This is a genomic window from Rhizobium grahamii CCGE 502 (genome assembly GCF_000298315.2).
GTDB lineage: Bacteria > Pseudomonadota > Alphaproteobacteria > Rhizobiales > Rhizobiaceae > Rhizobium > Rhizobium grahamii.
Genome location: NZ_AEYE02000003.1, coordinates 277,646 through 294,966, shown reverse-complemented (window position 1 = coordinate 294,966; position 17,321 = coordinate 277,646). Strand labels below are relative to the sequence as shown.

15 protein-coding genes are annotated in these 17,321 nt (G+C 60.7%); 10 read left to right on the top strand and 5 right to left on the bottom strand.

The window, feature by feature from the left end; all coding sequences use genetic code 11:
• Nucleotides 1-222: 222 nt before the first annotated feature.
• A complete protein-coding gene (locus RGCCGE502_RS02575) occupies nucleotides 223-882 on the bottom strand; it encodes a response regulator (RefSeq protein WP_016552606.1) in 660 nt (219 codons plus the stop codon).
• Nucleotides 883-2,247, bottom strand: coding sequence for a sensor histidine kinase (locus RGCCGE502_RS02570; RefSeq protein WP_016552605.1), 1,365 nt, complete (start codon nucleotides 2,245-2,247; stop codon nucleotides 883-885).
• Nucleotides 2,248-2,825: 578 nt separating this feature from the next.
• Here RGCCGE502_RS02570 and RGCCGE502_RS02565 point away from each other — a divergent pair.
• Nucleotides 2,826-4,319 (top strand): MDR family MFS transporter, encoded by a 1,494-nt coding sequence (locus tag RGCCGE502_RS02565; protein WP_016552604.1) that lies wholly within the window; start codon nucleotides 2,826-2,828, stop codon nucleotides 4,317-4,319.
• A 122-nt stretch (nucleotides 4,320-4,441) separates the two neighbouring features.
• On the top strand, nucleotides 4,442-4,720 hold the full coding sequence (locus RGCCGE502_RS02560; RefSeq protein ID WP_016552603.1) for a hypothetical protein: 279 nt from the start codon (nucleotides 4,442-4,444) through the stop codon (nucleotides 4,718-4,720).
• 135 nt (nucleotides 4,721-4,855) lie between these two features.
• Here the strand turns inward: RGCCGE502_RS02560 and RGCCGE502_RS02555 are convergent, their stop codons facing one another.
• Nucleotides 4,856-5,767, bottom strand: a complete 912-nt coding sequence (locus tag RGCCGE502_RS02555; protein ID WP_016552602.1) for a GntR family transcriptional regulator — start codon at nucleotides 5,765-5,767, stop codon at nucleotides 4,856-4,858.
• A 237-nt stretch (nucleotides 5,768-6,004) separates the two neighbouring features.
• Between RGCCGE502_RS02555 and RGCCGE502_RS02550 the strand changes: the two genes are divergently transcribed.
• The 7 genes from RGCCGE502_RS02550 (at nucleotide 6,005) to RGCCGE502_RS02520 (ending at nucleotide 13,967) form a co-directional block, all read left to right on the top strand.
• Nucleotides 6,005-7,507, top strand: a complete 1,503-nt coding sequence (locus RGCCGE502_RS02550) for a UxaA family hydrolase (RefSeq protein WP_016552601.1) — start codon at nucleotides 6,005-6,007, stop codon at nucleotides 7,505-7,507.
• 33 nt (nucleotides 7,508-7,540) lie between these two features.
• On the top strand, nucleotides 7,541-8,560 hold the full coding sequence (locus RGCCGE502_RS02545; protein WP_016552600.1) for an aldo/keto reductase: 1,020 nt from the start codon (nucleotides 7,541-7,543) through the stop codon (nucleotides 8,558-8,560).
• Nucleotides 8,561-8,569: 9 nt separating this feature from the next.
• Nucleotides 8,570-9,016 (top strand): RbsD/FucU family protein, encoded by a 447-nt coding sequence (locus tag RGCCGE502_RS02540; RefSeq protein ID WP_016552599.1) that lies wholly within the window; start codon nucleotides 8,570-8,572, stop codon nucleotides 9,014-9,016.
• A gap of 205 nt (nucleotides 9,017-9,221) precedes the next feature.
• Nucleotides 9,222-10,208 carry an ABC transporter substrate-binding protein gene (locus RGCCGE502_RS02535; protein WP_019279630.1) on the top strand — a complete coding sequence of 329 codons (987 nt, stop codon included), beginning with the start codon at nucleotides 9,222-9,224 and terminating at the stop codon, nucleotides 10,206-10,208.
• A 123-nt stretch (nucleotides 10,209-10,331) separates the two neighbouring features.
• Nucleotides 10,332-11,882, top strand: coding sequence for a sugar ABC transporter ATP-binding protein (locus RGCCGE502_RS02530; protein ID WP_016552597.1), 1,551 nt, complete (start codon nucleotides 10,332-10,334; stop codon nucleotides 11,880-11,882).
• 24 nt (nucleotides 11,883-11,906) lie between these two features.
• Nucleotides 11,907-12,881: an ABC transporter permease gene (locus RGCCGE502_RS02525; RefSeq protein WP_016552596.1), complete on the top strand. Its 975-nt coding sequence runs from the start codon at nucleotides 11,907-11,909 to the stop codon at nucleotides 12,879-12,881.
• A gap of 66 nt (nucleotides 12,882-12,947) precedes the next feature.
• A complete protein-coding gene (locus tag RGCCGE502_RS02520) occupies nucleotides 12,948-13,967 on the top strand; it encodes a zinc-binding alcohol dehydrogenase family protein (RefSeq protein ID WP_016552595.1) in 1,020 nt (339 codons plus the stop codon).
• Between the two features lie 29 nt (nucleotides 13,968-13,996).
• Here the strand turns inward: RGCCGE502_RS02520 and RGCCGE502_RS02515 are convergent, their stop codons facing one another.
• Nucleotides 13,997-14,719: a copper homeostasis protein CutC gene (locus RGCCGE502_RS02515; RefSeq protein ID WP_016552594.1), complete on the bottom strand. Its 723-nt coding sequence runs from the start codon at nucleotides 14,717-14,719 to the stop codon at nucleotides 13,997-13,999.
• Between the two features lie 32 nt (nucleotides 14,720-14,751).
• Nucleotides 14,752-15,945, bottom strand: a complete 1,194-nt coding sequence (locus tag RGCCGE502_RS02510) for a LysR family transcriptional regulator (protein ID WP_016552593.1) — start codon at nucleotides 15,943-15,945, stop codon at nucleotides 14,752-14,754.
• Nucleotides 15,946-16,364: 419 nt separating this feature from the next.
• Between RGCCGE502_RS02510 and osmF the strand changes: the two genes are divergently transcribed.
• On the top strand, nucleotides 16,365-17,273 hold the full coding sequence (osmF, locus tag RGCCGE502_RS02505; protein WP_016552592.1) for a glycine betaine ABC transporter substrate-binding protein OsmF: 909 nt from the start codon (nucleotides 16,365-16,367) through the stop codon (nucleotides 17,271-17,273).
• Nucleotides 17,274-17,321 lie beyond the last annotated feature (48 nt).

The following is a 17,321-nucleotide window of genomic DNA, read 5'->3' as shown; positions in this document are numbered from 1 at the left end:
CCGGCGCATCAACCAGCCAGATTTCCAGCCTTCAAATGTTTGGCAGGACTTTCCGTAAGATGGGAGGCATGCCGCCGTCATGCTCCTAACCATGTCGCTTGTGTGCTGATCGGGGAACGCCCTGACGCTCTCGACACACGCATCGAAACCGGCAACGTTGCCAGCAGCACATGCAGGCAAGGCGCCAGCCTGCCGCGACGCTGTTCGAAGCTGAGGCAGCTGCTACTCTTTGCCAGACACATCCGCCGCTTTCTGCGCGATGAGGGCCAATTCAACGCGGTTCTTCGCTTGGACCTTTTTGAGAAGCCTGGAGACATGAAACTTCACGGTGCGCAAAGTCGTGCCCGTCGCTTCGGCAATGGCCTGGTTCCCCATTCCGCGACCCACGCATTCCAACACGTGGCGCTCCTTTGCGGACAACGCCGCCAGCGGATTGCCCTCGGTTCGCGGCTGTGTGTTTCCTCTCATTGCGGCGACCAGTTTGGAACCCAGTGTGGGCGCTAAATAGGTGCTGCCGCGCTGGACGGTCGTCAACGCGTCGAGCAACTCGTTTGCGGCGATGCCTTTCAGAATGTATCCGGACGCGCCAGCCTCCAGTGCCTCCAGGACGTCTTGGTCATCCTCGGAAACCGTCAGCATCACCACCTTCACATCAGGCCATCGCTCGTGGATCTCGCGCGCCGCGGCGACCCCGCCACCCGGCATGGAAATATCCAGAAGCGCGATCGTCGGGTGATGGCGCGCCACCAGATCCAGAGAATCCTGCTTGGATGCGCCCTCCGCAACGACCCGCAAGTTTTCATTGAGGGCAATCGTCTGCAACACGCCCATCCGAAACAACGCGTGGTCGTCAACGACGATGACAGAAGCCGGCTCTACCATTCAGACTGCCTCCCCAAGCTCGAAACACATTGTCAGTTTTGTTCCGGCGTCCCCGCCGACGATCTGCAGGCTGCCGCCCAGGCTCTCGATGCGCTGCCGCAGGCCACGAATCCCCATTCCTCCGCCGTCGCGAGCAGGTGGCTTGACGAAACCCCGCGGCGGCCCCTTGTCCGAAACGACCACTTTCATATGCGCTGCTCCCATCTCGCACCAAACCTCCTGGCCATTGCCGCCAGCGTGTCTGTAAGAGTTATTCAAACCCTCCTGCACAAAGCGAAAGAGGCAGATCTTCAACGCCGCTGGAATTTCTCGTTCCGACCCGACGAAGGTGGAAGCGACCTCCGTCCCTGAGCGGCTCTCGTGCATCTTGATCGCACGCTCGATGATGCGGCTAGGTGGAAGGTGCTCGATCTCCGGCAGGATCAGCGATCGGGCAATCGCCCGAATCTCGGCCAAAGCGCTATCGAGCGATCCCTCGAGTACGGCGAGCGGCGCCTCGCGCCCCAGGTCGGACCTAGCCTGGCGGACCTGTTCAACCTGCAGGCGCGCGAAGCTGAGAAGCTGGGCTGGGCCATCATGGAGGTCTGCGCCGACGCCACGCATCAGATTTTCGTTGCGCTCGGCGAGCTGCATCGAGGCATGGCGGGCAATACCCTGCAGTTCGGCGAGCTTGCGCGACGCGGCCTCTGCGTCTTCCGCGCGTTGACGCAGGGCCTGTCGCTGATCCTCTATGGTGTTGCTCCCGCGGCGAACGATCGCGAAAAGACAGAGCAGGATCGCGCAGGAGGCAAGTGCCACAGCCGCCCAACTGACCATGCGCACGCGCTCCACATCATGGTCAAATGTGGCGGGATCCTCCTGTATCTCCGCAATGGCGATGATCCTGCCGGTCGAGTTGTCGCGCAGCGGGCTATAGATCTCCAGATAGCGCGTCCGGAAATTGCGGGCGATATGTTCGCCTGCATCGAGGTCGGCAAAAGAGAGTGAAACCTCACCCAGAAGGGCGTTCTCGGCGCCGGGAGGAACCTCGAACCTTCGACCGATCAGATCCGGGGCAAGCGAATAGGCAACCGTTCCATCGGTCGTCCAGATCTCGACATGCGGAAAACGCCCCCGCAACATTGGATCGGTGAAAAGCCCGTGGAGCCTCTCAATATCCTCGGGTGGCAGGGCGTCCGCCGAAGCCAGCTTCTCAACAAGCGGCTCCGTCATGCTTTGGACGAAGGTTGCAACCGCACCGGCTTTGCTGCGGATCGCGTTTTGCTCTACGAGCCCGGATATGACGTAACCCGAGATCAATGTTGCGAAGAAGATCAGGACACCGCTGGCAAACAGGAACTGGATCGACAGCGGTCGGCGCCTCATCCAACTCAGCAACCCTTTGGACCGCAATCCTTGTCCCCCCGATCGAAGAAAGCAGCTATTTGTCAGTACAATGATCGCAGTGTTCGCGTCGAATTGAAAGACTGGCTCAAAGTGCGTTCGCGGTCGCCGCGGTCGAAAGCCAGTTGCTCGCAATCCGTACATCAGGGAATCCGTTTGGCGGAAAGACTTTGCCTTCCTCAGGCGTGTTCGAGCATGAGTGCGACCGATGAGGGCTGCCAACCCCCAGTGCCTCGATTGCGGCACGGCCGACTACCGGCGTCGACTACCTGTGGCTGACCGATGTGCCCGCCAATCTCCGGCCGACGGACCGACGTTTCACACCCGTATGGCAGGACGAAAAGACCATTCTCTACTCGGTCTCGAATGTTGGTCCTGCATCGGATACCAAACCGGCTCTGCCATTGGGCGCCGCCGAACCGGCCTCGTAACCAAACGGATAATAATTGACGCCCTTGCCTCAGCGGCATAGAACGGGGCAACACTTCGCGCCGGCGCTTTTCCCCCAGCCGACTTGCCGATCATCTTAGGCACTTCGCGGAGTACCCGGAGAAGATGTCGTGTCCAATACAGCTCAGCGCTCGAACCGCGCGCTCATTGTCGCTATCATCATGCTCGCAACCTTCATGGTCGCCATCGAGGCCACGATCGTCGCGACGGCGATGCCGAAGATCGTCGGGCAGCTTGGCGGCTTTACCTACTACAGCTGGGTGTTCTCCGCTTTTCTTCTGGCGCAGTCGACGACGACCGTCATCTACGGCAAACTTTCGGACATCTTCGGACGCAAGCCGGTGCTGATTTCGGGCATTCTGATCTTTCTCGTCGGCTCCCTGCTTTGCGGTTTTGCGTGGTCGATGGCGTCGCTGATTACCTTTCGCTTGCTGCAAGGGCTTGGCGCCGGAGCCATCCAGCCGGTGACGATGACGATCATCGGCGACCTCTTCACTCTCGAGGAGCGAGGCCGGGTGCAAGGCATCATGGCGACGGTTTGGGCCACATCGGCTGTGGTCGGGCCGCTTGCCGGCGGCGTTATCGTCGATACCGTTTCCTGGGCCTGGATCTTCTGGATCAACCTGCCGATCGGCATCGTGTCGATCGCGGCTTTTGCCGCCTTCCTCAAGGAATCGGTCGCACACAAGCAGGCAAAGATCGATTATCTCGGCGCCATTCTGTTTTCGGTCGCCGTCATTGCCTTGCTCGTCATCCTCACGGAAGCGGCGGATGCCAACGCGTGGGTCCTGGTGTCGCTTGCTGTGGTCTTCGTCGTTGCTGCTGTGCTCTTCCTGCGACAGGAGAAGCGGGCGGCCGAGCCGATCATTTCCATTGCTCTCTGGAGCCGCCGGCTGGTCGCGACCAGCAACGCTGCAACATTGCTTGCCGGGATGGCGCTGATCGGTCTCTCGACCGTGTTGCCCATGTATGTGCAAGGCGTCCTTGGGCGATCGTCGATCGTCGCCGGCTTCACTTTGACCATGCTGGTCGTCGGCTGGCCTCTGGCCGTCATGCTCTCCAGCCGCTTCTTCAAGGCCTTCGGCATCCGACGCACGCTACGGGTCGGCAGCCTGATGTTTCCCTTTGGCGCAAGTTTCCTGCTGTTTCTGACGCCCGACAGCCACCCCGCGCTTGCGGGAGCTGGGTCCTTCTTCATGGGCTTCGGTATGGGGTTGATCAGCCTCACCAGCATCGCGCTCGTTCAGGACAGCGTCGAATGGTCGATGCGTGGCAGCGCCACCGCATCGATCATCTTCGCCCGCAGCCTCGGCAATACGCTCGGTGCGACAGTGCTTGGCGCCGTTCTCAACGCCGGCATCACCCACTATGCGGTCGGAGATGCCGCAGCGTCGCTTCATGACGTGTTGAACCAGCCGACAGGCTTGTCCGAGTTGGCCGCAGACCCTGCCATCCGCGCGGTCTTCGATGCCTCCCTTCACTGGACATTCTGGGGAGTGGCCGTGGTCGCCGTCCTCACGTTCCTGTCGGCATGGCTCATTCCCGTGGGACGCGAACATGGCCGGACGCCGGTGGCGTCAGCCGCCAGCGAAGCGTCGCACTAGATCTTCGCCGCCAGCCTCATTATGCTCCCGAATAGGGACAATGCGGCGTCTTAGCGTGTCATTTTTCAAGGAACCAGTTCTTTCCTCCTTCGTTGGTCTTCCATGAATGAAGGAGAATTGACATGCGAAAGATCCTTATGAACTGTACCGTTGCGGCGATGGCGCTCTGTTCGTTCGTCGCTCCTGCCATGGCTGACAGCGTGACCGTGACGCGCGAACGGAGCTACGACGACGATTATGATCGCGTCCGCCCGGGGATCACCATCAACGAGCACGGGATCAGAGTTGGCGCCGTCCGCGATCGTGATCGCTACTATCGCGATCGCTGCTACACCAAGACGGTCAGAACAATGACCGACGACGGCGACGAGATCACCAGGACCGCACGACGCTGCAGATAACCACGGATGCGGCCGACCTCCCTTGACGATTTTGGCTCCAAAATCCGAAGCCTCCAGAGGTGGGGCGGGAGTGTGTCGGCTGGAAATGACCAGCCAGCTAGAACTGAACCCGGCTTCGGCCGGGTTTCGTTGCAATCACTGTTCCGGATGAACCTCGTCGGAAGGCGTCAGCGGAATGGATTGGAGCAGCGTCTGCCGCGCGGACCGCAGATGCAGGCGGCAGGCGGAGTTGATCGCCGCCTGATCGCCTGACTCCAGCGCAGCAATGTAGTCGAGATGCTCATGAATGGCGCGTTCGTTGCGCTCGCGCGCGAACGCCTTGTTCCATTGGTAGTGATAGTGAAAGATGATCGCGATCGCGTCGTAGAAGTCAGCGATGAAGCGGTTTTTCGACGCTCCGTGGATCAGCAGATGGAAACGTTCGTCGAGGGCCGAAAAATCCTTGTAGCGCCTGTCGAGGTCACGCAGCATTGCCTGATGCTCGGCCTTGATGTCAGACAATGCGCGCCATGCCTCGCTCTCCGGTGGAAGCCGGCCGAATTCGGCGGCCGAATGCAGCTCGAACATCTCGCGCACCTCGGCGAGCTCAAGCGCGAAATCGCGGGTGAACCCCTTGAGGATCCAGTGGCTGTTCGGGCGCTTCTCGATCAGACCAAAACGCGAGAAACGGATAAGGAACTCACGAACGCTTGTGGTGCCGGTGCCGATTTCGCGAGCAAGTTCCAACTCGTTGATCTGCATGCCCGGTGCGGCATCATCCGACAAGATGCGCTGCATGAAGCTGCGCTCGATGATGTCGTGCAGTGAATTCGTCTCTTCCGACGGAAAGAAATCAGCTTCCGTCGGCTGACGCAAAACGATCTTCTGGCGCTTGTTCCAGCGGATGATGCCTGCATCGCTGAGCCGCGTCAGGATGGCGCGCGCCGTGCTGCGGCTGATCCCCAGTTGGGCCGCGATTTCCGGCTCGGACGGCAGCGCCGCGTCGGTGCGCAAAGCGGCGACATAGCGGTTGTAGGCTTCCTTGAAGACTGTATTCTGCCTTGCCATGCACCCCGCCCTCTTGCCTCGGCAACACGGATCGGGCCGCCGCAAGGTTGCGGTGCGCAGCGTGGCAGAAGCTTATCTCTAGGCAATCCTTATCTTATTTTGGATTGCATGCGGCTGTTTGCCTCCCTCGTCCACAGGATCGATAATCCCGTTGACTTGAAAATGTTTATTGTAGATAAAAAACAAAATCAATGAGCATTCGCCGACGCAGCGAGTGTTTCCCTAGGGAGAAAAACGTTGACCAAAGACCCTTGGATCATCCTGTCCGCCGGCGACAATGTTGCGGTCGCGACGGCGGCGATTCCCTCCGGCGCGACGGTCGCCGGCATCCAGACGCAGCAGAAGATCGATCCCGGCCACAAGATCGCGTTGGCCGATATTCCGCTTGGCCAGCCGGTCGTCAAATACGGTCAGGCCATCGGACGCACCACGGCTGACGTTAAGGCCGGCGACCATATTCACAGCCACAATCTGCATTTCGAGAACGACCGCCTTGCGGCAACCGCAAACTCGGCGCCCGAGGAAGCAAGTGCGACCGACAGGGCGCGCACCTTCATGGGCTATCGCCGCGCCGACGGTCGCTCGGCGACGCGCAACTACATCGGCATCATTGCCAGTGTGAACTGTTCCACCACGGTCTGTCGGGCGATTGCCGACGAGGCCAACCGGACGATCCTTCCGCATTTCGACGGCATCGACGGCTTCGTTCCGATCGTGCACGACCAGGGCTGCGGCATGAGTTCCACCGGCGACGGCATGGCGGTACTGCACCGGACACTTGCCGGCTATACCCGGCATGTGAATTTCGGCGGCGTGCTGATGATCGGCCTTGGCTGCGAAGTCAACCAGCTCACGCTCTACGGCCAGAGCGGCGCCGGCAATGCGAAGCGGCACTTCAACATCCAGGATGCCGGCGGCTCGCGTCGCGCCGTCGAGCGCGCCATGGGCATGCTGCGCGAGATTGCGCAGGATGTCGGCAAGGAAAAGCGGGTTGCGCTGCCAATCAGCGATATCATCATCGGCCTGCAATGCGGCGGCTCGGACGGCTTTTCCGGCATCACCGCCAACCCGGCGCTTGGCGTAGCCGCCGACTTGCTGGCGGCTGCCGGCGGCACGGCGATCCTTTCCGAAACCTCCGAAATCTACGGTGCGGAGCATCTTCTGCGCAGCCGCGCCGTCAGCGACGAGGTTGCCAAGAAGCTCGACGACAAGATTGCCTGGTGGGAAAAGTATGTCGAGTTGCACGGCGCGTCGCTCGACAACAACCCCTCGCCTGGCAACAAGCGCGGCGGCTTGACGACGATCCTCGAAAAATCGTTAGGCGCCGTCGCCAAGGGCGGCCGCTCACCATTGACCGCCGTCTACGGCTATGCCGAGCGCGTCACGGCCCCTGGCCTCGTCTTCATGGACACCCCCGGCTACGATCCGGTCTCGGCGACCGGCCAGGTCGCCGGCGGCGCGAATATGATCGCCTTCACCACCGGCCGCGGCAGCTGTTTCGGCTGTCGCCCGGCGCCGTCGATCAAGCTTTCCAGCAATTCGGCTCTCTATGCCTCGATGGAAGAGGATATGGATATCGACTGCGGCACGATTGCAACCGGCGACGCAACGATCAGCGCCAAAGGCCGCGAGATCTTCGACCTGATCATCGACACGGCCTCCGGCAAGAAGACGAAGAGCGAGGAATTCGGCTACGGAGATAACGAGTTCGTGCCGTGGCACCTCGGAGCGACGCTCTAAGGCAGCGCATATCAAGTCTTCAGAGGAGGAATGATGAAGACGAGGAAGATCGGCAGGACGGAGCTTGAGGTCACCGAAGTAAGCATCGGTGGCGCCGCTCTCGGTGGTCTTTATCGCGCCTGCCCGCGCGAACAGGCCATGGAGACGCTGGAGGCAGCGTGGGACAGCGGCATTCGCTACTTCGATGTCGCGCCGTGGTATGGCCTCGGTCTCGCCGAGCGTCGCTTTGGAGACTTCCTGCGCGACAAGCCGGAGAAGGAGTGGGTGCTGTCGACCAAGGTCGGTCGCCTTCTACGCCCTGTGCCAACGGGGACGGTTCCCGATTACAGCTATGTCAACCCGCTCTCCTTCGATGCCGACTACGACTATTCCTATGACGGCATCATGCGCTCGGTGGAGTTCAGCTACGCGCGTCTTGGACTGAACCGGATCGACATCCTCTATGTCCACGACCTCGGCGGATACACGCATGGCGCGGCGAAGAACGCTGTCCATCAGAAGCAGTTCCTGGACACCGGCATCAAGGCGCTCGAGGAACTGAAATCTTCCGGCGCGATCAAGGCTTTCGGGCTCGGCGTCAACGAGGTTCCGGTCTGCCTGGACGTCATGCACAACGCCGATATCGACTGCATCCTGATGGCGGGGCGGTACACGCTGCTAGACCGGTCTGCGGTTGGCGAGCTGTTGCCGCTTTGCCGGAAGAAGGGCACCTCACTCGTCGTCGGCGGTGTCTTCAATTCGGGTATCCTGGCGACTGGCCCGGTGCCGGGGTCGCATTTCGACTATATGCCGGCGACGGACGACATTCTCGCAAAGGTCGCTGATATGGAGAAGATCGCCGCTAAGTATGGCGTGCCGCTGGCGGCTCCGGCGTTGCAGTTTGCGCTCCAGGATCCAATCGTATCGTCCGTGCTGATCGGCACTGCAAAGGCCTCCAGCTTGACGCGCAACATGGCGCTTTTCGAGCCTGCCTTGCCGGACTCGATCTTCCCTGAATTCGACCCCCTGACGCTTGTCGCGCCGCCGCTCGGCGAAGACGCCGTGCGTGTTTGAGGACTTACCATGCTTAGAGGTATTCACCCCATTCTCAATCCCGACCTGCTCCGTGCGATTGCCCGCATGGGACATGGGGACGATATCGTCATCGCCGATGCCAATTTCCCTTCAAGTACCATGGGGCCGGAGGTCATTCGCGCCGACGGCGTCACCGCGACCGATATGGCCGAGGCCATCCTCACGCATTTTCCGCTCGACACCTTCGTGCCCGAGTCCGCATGGCGCATGGAGGTGGTGGGCGATCCGACCGCAGTGCCCGAAGTTTGCGCCGAGTTTCAAGAGATCGTGACAAGACGGGCAGGAGACTTCAGGATTGCCTCGCTGGAACGCTTCGCCTTCTATGAGCGCGCGCGGACCGCTGCCTACATCGTGGCGACGACTGAATTCCGGTTGTATGGCAACTTGATTTTGAAGAAAGGCGTGGTCCATCCGCATGAAGTCTATCGCGGCTGACAGAACTTTAGCCAGCGATTGAACAACTGAAAAAACAATTACTTGAGATAAGAAAAGAAACGATAGTCAAGCCCGCCGCGCTACTTGCAATTTGACTTTCGCTCGGCTAGCTTCTGCCGGTAACTGTTTTTTATCGATAAAAATCGCCCGCCTGCGTTCAGCGGGACGATTTCTAGGAGGAGAACGCACCTTGGAGGAGAACCACATGCGCATGAAATCGATTCTCTCCCGTCGAGCCTTCACGGCTCTTGCGGGCGCCGCCGTTATCGCCACCGCAATGCCGGTGACATCGTTCGCGGCTGACGTGACGATCCCGATCATCGTCAAGGACACGACGTCCTTCTACTGGCAGATCGTTCTGGCCGGCGCCCGCAAGGCAGGTCAGGATCTCGGCGTCAACGTTCCGGAACTCGGCGCACAGGCCGAATCCGACATCAACGGCCAGATCAGCATTCTTGAGAACGCCGTTGCCGGCAAGCCGGCTGCAATCGTCATCTCGCCGACCGAGTTCAAGGCACTCGGCAAGCCGATCGACGAAGCTGCCAAGTCCGTTCCGATCATCGGCATCGATTCCGGCGCCGATTCCAAGGCCTTCAAATCGTTCCTGACAACCGACAACGTCCAGGGCGGACGTATCGCGGCTGACGGCCTTGCCGCTGCCATCAAGGAAATGACCGGCAAGGAAGAAGGCGAGGTCGTCATCCTCACCAACCTGCCGGGCGTAGGCTCTCTCGAGCAGCGCCGCGAAGGTTTCCTCGATCAGGTCAAGACAAAGCATCCTGGCCTGAAGGTCATTGCCGACAAGTACGGCGACGGCCAGGCAACGACCGGTCTCAACATGATGACCGACCTGATTACTGCCAATCCGAACCTTGTCGGCGTCTTCGCCTCGAACCTCATCCTCGGACAGGGTGTCGGCCAGGCGATCGCGGAAAACAAGCTCGGCGACAAGATCAAGGTCATCGCCTTCGACAGCGACGACAAGACGGTCGGCTTCCTCAAGGACGGCTCGCTTGCAGGTCTCGTCGTGCAGGATCCTTATCGCATGGGCTATGACGGCGTGAAGACCGCGCTCGCCGTATCCAAGGGCGAGAAGGTCGAAGAAAACGTCGACACCGGCGCAAACCTGGTCACCAAGGCCAACATGAGCGACCCGAAGATCGACGCTCTGCTGAACCCCAAGATCAAGTAAATCAAATGACGGTGGCCGCGCGAGAGGAAATCCCGCGCGGCCTTTCCTTCACCTGTGTTATCGTCCGCCTGAGGAGTGCGGGCGGCCGGTGGAGAGACGGCAATTCGCGAGGAGGAGACGCCCATGAGCCTGGAAGAGGTCAGTCATCGCCATGATGACAGCGCCAAGCTGACGGAGGCAAACCGCATTCCTGCGGGCGCCCCGATCCTCGAACTCAAGGGACTCCAAAAGAATTACGGCTACGTCCAGGCGCTGAAACCAGCGACGGTGACATTCCTGGCCGGCGAAATTCATGCGATCGTCGGCGAGAACGGCGCCGGCAAATCGACGCTCATCAAGCTTCTGACCGGCGTAATCACCAGGACCGCTGGCGAAATTCTCTGGTGCGGCCATCCGGTCGCCCTGGCGACGCCCAACGAGGCGATCGCACGCGGCATCAATGCCGTCCATCAGGAAGTCGTTCTCTGCCCGCATCTGACGGTGGCCGCCAACCTCTTTCTCGGTGACGAGGTCAACCAGTACGGCCTGATGCGCAAGAAAGAGATGGAGAAGATGGCGCAAGCCGTCCTCGATGATCTCGGCTTCGGGCTGCCTGCTCATGTGCTGCTGAGCGACCTGACGATCGGCCAGCAGCAGCTTGTCGCAACGGCGCGCGCCGCGATGCGCGGCACGCAGTTTCTGATTTTCGACGAGCCGACAGCTTACCTGACTCGACAGGAATCGGCCCAGCTTTTCAAGTTGATCCGCCGTCTGCAGGGCGAAGGCGTCACCATCGTCTACATCAGCCACCGCATGGAAGAAGTGTTCGAGCTCGCCGACCGCGTTTCGGTGCTGCGCGATGGCACCCATGTCGGCACGCGCACGATCGGCGAGACGAACGAAGCCGAGCTGATCGCGCTGATGATCAACCGTTCGATCGAGCAGATCTACCACAAGGAGGAGATCCCGATCGGAGAAACGATCGTCGACGTGCGTGGGCTGTCCGGCCCCGGTTTCGAGAATGTGTCTCTCTCGGTCAAGGCCGGGCAGATCGTTGGCCTCTATGGCCTGATCGGCGCAGGACGCAGCGAGTTCGCACTGGGCCTCTTCGGTCGGGAAAAGACGACTGCAGGCGAGATTCACTGGATGGGCAAGAGGGTCGACATCAAGGACGAGCGCACGGCGATGGAGCTCGGCATTGCGCTGGCGCCGGAAAGCCGCCGCGATCAGGGCCTGTGCCTAAACCTACCGATCGGACTCAATATCAACCTTCCGGTATTCAAGAGGCTCAGCAAGGGTCCGGTGATCAGCCACCGGGAGGAAACGCAGAACGCCGACCAGCAAATTCGCGACCTCTCGATCAAGACACCGAGCCGACGCGTTCTCGTCTCGGCCATGTCTGGCGGCAACCAGCAAAAGGTCGTCATCGGCAAATGGCTGAGTTATGGCGCGCGCCTCTTCATCTTCGATGAGCCGACGGTGGGCGTCGACGTCGGCACCAAGGCGGAAATCTATCGGCTGTTCGCCAAGCTTCTGAAGCAGGGAGCCGGGATCATCCTGATCTCCTCTTATCTGCCGGAAGTCTACGAGTTGGCCGACAGGCTGCACGTCTTCCGCCGCGGCGAGCTTGTTGCGAGCCACGACTTCCACGCGGCAACGCACGAGGAAGTGCTGAGCGAAGCGATCGGCGTCTAAAAGAATAAGAGGGAGAGACAATCAATGACCGTAACCCCCACCGAGATCGCCGCGCCGCCGGCGCGCCGGAAAGTGAATATCCTCTTCGGCCTGACCCTTATCGGTCTCCTGGCGTTCCTCTGGATCCTTCTCGGCTTCGTGACCGCCAGCTTCTGGACGCCGCTGAATATCTCGAACCTGCTGCGCCAAGGCGCGATGACCGCCATCCTGGCGCTCGGCCAGACCTTCGTGATCATTACCGCCGGCATCGACCTCTCGGTCGGCGCGATCGTCGGTTTCTGCACCGTCATCCTCGCCTGGCTGCTGCAGGCGGGCGTGCCGGTTTGGGCCTCCATTCTCATCACGCTGCTGATCGGCGTCGGTATCGGCGTGTTCCACGGCTTCGGCATCGTCAAGATGGGGTTGCCGCCCTTCATCATCACGCTGGCAACGCTGACCTCGCTGCGTGGTATCGGGCTGCTGATCACCAATGGTTCGACGATCAACATCGTCAACGAGCCCTTCACGAACTTTGCCCGTGCCGACTTCCTCGGTGTACCGAGCCTGTTCTGGATGGTCATTCTCGTTGCCGTCCCGTCGTATATCTTCCTGCATTTGAGCCGTTGGGGGCGCTATCTCTTCGCCGTCGGTTCGAACCGCGAAGCGGCCCGCCTGTCGGGCGTGCGGGTGAACGGCATCATCTATCTTGCCTACATTCTCTCCGCGACGTTTGCGGCCTTCGTCGGCGTTCTCCTTGCCTCGCGTATCGCGATCGGCAACGCCACACAGGCGGACGGATGGGAACTGCAGGCAATCGCCTCGTCTGTCATCGGCGGCACCAGCCTGTTCGGCGCGGTCGGTTCGGTTCATGGACCGCTGATCGGTGCATTCATTCTGGCGACCATCAACAACGGCGCGAACTTGCTGAACGTCAACTCGTTCTGGCAGCGCATCATCACCGGCTTGCTGATTATCGTGATCGTCTACTTCGATCAGCTGCGCCGCCGCCGCAACCCGTAAGCCGGTAGCGACATACGGAGCCGGCCCAAAGGCCGGCTTCTTCCATTTCACGGATGCGAGACGATCATGAAAGCAGTGCTCTGCAAAGAACCCGGTGTCCTCGAACTCGTGGAACGCCCTCCCCCCGGCGCGCCGGAAGCCGGTTGGGTGCGGCTTGCCGTCGACCATGTCGGCATCTGCGGCACTGACTACCACATCTTCGAGGGCAAGCATCCGTTCCTGGAGTATCCCCGGGTGATGGGGCACGAGATTTCGGCGACGGTTCTGGAAGCCGGCGACGGGGTTGCCATGGCGGTCGGTTCGCCTGTCATCGTCAACCCCTATCTCTCTTGTGGCACCTGCGTCGCCTGCCGTCAGGGCAAACCGAATTGTTGCACCAACATCAAGGTCCTTGGCGTCCATACCGACGGAGCCTTCTGCGAGGAAATCACGGTGCCAGCCAGCAATCTTTATCCTGCCAATGACGTCGGCCTTGAAGCGGCAGCGACCACCGAATTTCTGGCGATCGGCGCCCATGCCGTTCGCCGTTCGATGGCGCCCGCCGGATCACGCTCCCTTGTCATTGGCGCCGGTCCAATTGGGCTGGGTGCCGCGATCTTCTCGCGGATTGCGGGGCATGATGTGACGTTGCTCGATACCAGCCAAGAGCGGCTGCGGATGGCTGCTGACCGTTTCGGCTTCACTTCGGGCATCGTCGCCGGTGATGGCGTCGCCGAGGCGGTCAAGGCCAAGACCGACGGCGATGGTTTCGACGTCGTCTTCGACGCGACGGGCTATGGCCCTTCGATGGAAAAGGCGTTCAGCTTCGTCGCACACGGCGGCGCGCTGGTACTTGTCAGCGTGGTCAAGGACGACATCCGCTTCTCCGATCCGGAGTTTCACAAGCGGGAAATGATGGTGATCGGCAGCCGCAACGCGACCCGGGTGGATTTCGAGCATGTCGCGGATTCGATTGCCAAGGGCCTTGTCCCGGTCGACAAACTGATCACGCATCGAACGACCCTGGCAGACGCGCCACGCGACCTGGCACGCTGGGCACACGAAAAAAGCGGGCTGATCAAAGCCGTGATCAAGATCGGCGCCTGAGCCATCCGATCGCCTACGCTGACGAACGATCAGGCTGCGTCAATCGCCGCCCGCATCTGGCGGACGACGTTGGTATCCGTCCGATTTGTCGCTGCCGCCTCGAAGCCGAAGGCGACGGCGCGCGGATCGATACTCTCGACCGGCGAACTGCAGGAGGCGTGAACCTCGCGTGTTCCGGTGGCCCGCAGAAACTCACCAACGTTGCCGGGCCGTACGCCGCTGCCGGGCATGATGGAGATCCGACCGGCCGCCTTGCGGGAGAGACGGCTCAGCGTCTCCAGGCCATCGATTGCCTTCGGCACACAGCCGGATGTCAGGATGCGCTCGCAGCCAAGCTCGATTGCCTGCTCCAATGCTGCATCGGCATCCGGCACGAGATCGAAGGCGCGGTGGAGTGTCGATCCAAGCCCCTCGGCGCGGGCTTTCAGCCGGCTGATCAGCGGCATATCCAGCGTGCCGTCCTTGCGATTGGCACCGATGACGACGCCGGCAAGACCGAAGTCGCGCACGGCATCGATATCGACCATCATCGCCTCTTCGTCAGCGGCATCGAACACGAAGGGGCCGGCATGCGGGCGGATCATTGCATAGACCGGAATAGGCGCCGCAGCTGCGGCCTTCATCAGGCCCGCGACGGGAGTCAATCCGCCAAGTTCCAAGGCCGAGCAGAGTTCGATGCGGTTGGCACCGCCGGCAATTGCCGCCGCAAGACCCTGAGGGCTGTCCACGCATACTTCCAGCAAAACGCTCACGCTCGAATCTCCTTGGCTGCCGCACCGTTCATTTAAGCGAAAGCGCTTTCTTCTGCGACAGGTTCGGCAACTATTTTGGCAACGGCAGCGATAATCATGGCGCTTGCGTCAGCCGAGGCTTTCCGATGGTTGAAGGCGACATGATAGGACATAGGGATCGTCTCCTGGAGGTCGACGATGCGAACCCTGTTGGCGATGGGCATGGCGCTGACACGACCGAGAAACGAGATGTAGCCGTGGTTGGCGACAAGGTCGACGATGACAGGCAGGGAGTCGGCAGCGGTGATGTCCTGGTTGCGGTGCCTGCGATTGGCGGTGCGCTCATGGCTCAGCGCCATCGTGGCGTGCCCGAGACCTGTTCGCGAACTCGGCGTGCAGATCGCGTGAGCTTCGACAAGCTCGGCCACCGTCCGTTCGCGGCTCTGGGGCGGTGCGATGAGGACCATGTCAGTCTTCAGCAACTCTCGATGCTGGAAGCGTTCCAGACCGAAAACGGAGTCGAGAATGGCAACGTCGATCCGGCCGGACTTCAAAGCCTCGCGCAGGTCATCCGCCGTCATCAGAACCAGAGATAGCGCGTTCTTGCTGCGGCGAGCGTTCCAGTCGGCGACGAGAGCCCCAAGGCACCGCGCGACCCAGCTTTCCGATCCTGTCGGAATGATCGAACCGATGCGAAGCGCCCGCGCCGTGCGCTGATAGCGTTCGTCGGCGGATGCTTTCAGATCATTCCACTCCTGCGTGATTGACTGGAAGATGGCATAGACCCGGCTCCCCTGCTCCGTTAGCGCCGAGCCGTTCGCCTGCCGCTCGAAAAGACGATGACCCAGTGCCTTCTCCAAGGTCGCGATCTGAAGCGAGAGTTGCGGCTGACCGAGTTTCAGCCGGCGCGCCGCCCGGTTGATGCTGCCTTGATCGGCGACCTCCAGAAATCGCTCCATCGTGGCGATCTTGATCGGCAGACGTGACGGTTCGCCGGTCCCGATCCAATTCGCCAGTTCTTCGGCTGACTGTACGATTGGGGCGAGCTTTTCGCGCACGTCATTGCTGGCGAGAAGCGTGGTTAGCTCACCGGAGCTGCGCTCCGTCAGCTTGAGCGCAAGCTCGGTCTCGAGATTGCGGACCGCCGTCGAGACCGTCGATGCTGCAAGCGAAAGGCTGCGCGCCGTCTCTCTGACCGAGCCAGACGCGAGCACGTGACTGGCGACAAACAACGTGCCGAGCTGCAAGCGTTTTCTCCGTAACAATATGAAAAATCGAACGATATGGTGTGTTCGCGAAAAAAGATATCCCTGTCGCGAAATCAGACCGCTATCGTTCCCGTCAAGAATAAAACCGGTTGGACAGTAGAAGCACTGAAGAGCACCGGACATCTGCGGAAACACGCAAGGGAACAAAAACAAATCGCGGCAGCGACGGAAAAGGAAATGCATTTTCGCGCAAGCATTTGCATTCACCGCCATAATCGCGCCGCGAACGCAAAACTGGAGAGGCTTGCATCGATTTTTCGAACGCGAACGCTATTTCCATGACGCACGTATTTCCGGCATGATCGCAGCCAGGCTGCTTTCGCCGGTGATTTTATAGGTGGAAGGCTCCCGCCAGGGCCCGCCACGAGCTCAAACGGTGTAAATCAAGGGGACAATCCATGTTGAAGAAATTCGCTCTTGCCGTCTCGCTTTCCGCTTTTGCGGCAGGTGCGGCCCATGCTGCAGACGTCGTCGTTTCATCGAAGATCGATACTGAAGGTACGCTGCTCGGCAACGTGATCGTGCTCGCGCTCAATGCAAACGGTATCAAGACGCAGGACCGCGTTGCGCTTGGGACGACGCCGGTTCTTCGCAAGGCAATTACGGCCGGCGAAATCGACATCTATCCGGAATATACCGGCAATGCCGGCTTCTTCTTCAACAAGGCCGACGATGCAGCCTGGAAGAACCTGCAGCAGGGCTACGACCTCGCCAAGAAGCTGGACTACGACGCCAACAAGATTGTCTGGCTGACGCCCTCCCCGGCCAACAACACCTGGGCGCTCGCTGTGCGCAACGACGTCGCCGGCCCGAACAACCTGAAGACCATGTCGGACTTCGGCAAGTGGGTCGCCGGCGGTGGTGCTGCCAAGCTTGTGGCTTCCGCCGAGTTCGTCAACTCGGCCGGCGCGCTTCCGGCATTCCAGACGACCTACGGCTTCACGTTGAAACCAGACCAGGAAATCGTCCTTTCGGGCGGTGACACGGCCGCGACCATCAAGGCGGCAGCCGACCAGACGAACGGCGCCAACACCGCCATGGTCTATGGCACCGACGGCGCGATTCAGGCTGCGGAACTGACGGTCCTGGAAGACGATAAGAACGTCCAGCAGGTCTATGCGCCCACCGCGATCATCCGCGAAGAAGTGCTGAAGGCAAACCCGAAGATCGAGGAAGTGCTTGCACCGATCTTCAAGAGCCTGAGCGCCGATGAACTGCGCAAGCTGAACGGCAAGATCCAGGTCGACGGCGAACCGGCCAAGTCGGTTGCCGAAGGCTACCTGAAGGAAAAGGGCTTCCTGAAGTAGTCTCATTGCCCGATGCTCCGCCTGTTCGCGGGCGGAGCAGCTTTTCGA

Coding starts and splice junctions, on each gene's coding strand:
- RGCCGE502_RS02575 (WP_016552606.1), bottom strand. CDS start 882: ATGGTAGAGCCGGCTTCTGTCATCGTCGTTGACGACCACGCGTTGTTT.
- RGCCGE502_RS02570 (WP_016552605.1), bottom strand. CDS start 2,247: ATGAGGCGCCGACCGCTGTCGATCCAGTTCCTGTTTGCCAGCGGTGTC.
- RGCCGE502_RS02560 (WP_016552603.1), top strand. CDS start 4,442: ATGCGAAAGATCCTTATGAACTGTACCGTTGCGGCGATGGCGCTCTGT.
- RGCCGE502_RS02555 (WP_016552602.1), bottom strand. CDS start 5,767: ATGGCAAGGCAGAATACAGTCTTCAAGGAAGCCTACAACCGCTATGTC.
- RGCCGE502_RS02545 (WP_016552600.1), top strand. CDS start 7,541: ATGAAGACGAGGAAGATCGGCAGGACGGAGCTTGAGGTCACCGAAGTA.
- RGCCGE502_RS02540 (WP_016552599.1), top strand. CDS start 8,570: ATGCTTAGAGGTATTCACCCCATTCTCAATCCCGACCTGCTCCGTGCG.
- RGCCGE502_RS02535 (WP_019279630.1), top strand. CDS start 9,222: ATGCGCATGAAATCGATTCTCTCCCGTCGAGCCTTCACGGCTCTTGCG.
- RGCCGE502_RS02530 (WP_016552597.1), top strand. CDS start 10,332: ATGAGCCTGGAAGAGGTCAGTCATCGCCATGATGACAGCGCCAAGCTG.
- RGCCGE502_RS02525 (WP_016552596.1), top strand. CDS start 11,907: ATGACCGTAACCCCCACCGAGATCGCCGCGCCGCCGGCGCGCCGGAAA.
- RGCCGE502_RS02520 (WP_016552595.1), top strand. CDS start 12,948: ATGAAAGCAGTGCTCTGCAAAGAACCCGGTGTCCTCGAACTCGTGGAA.
- osmF (WP_016552592.1), top strand. CDS start 16,365: ATGTTGAAGAAATTCGCTCTTGCCGTCTCGCTTTCCGCTTTTGCGGCA.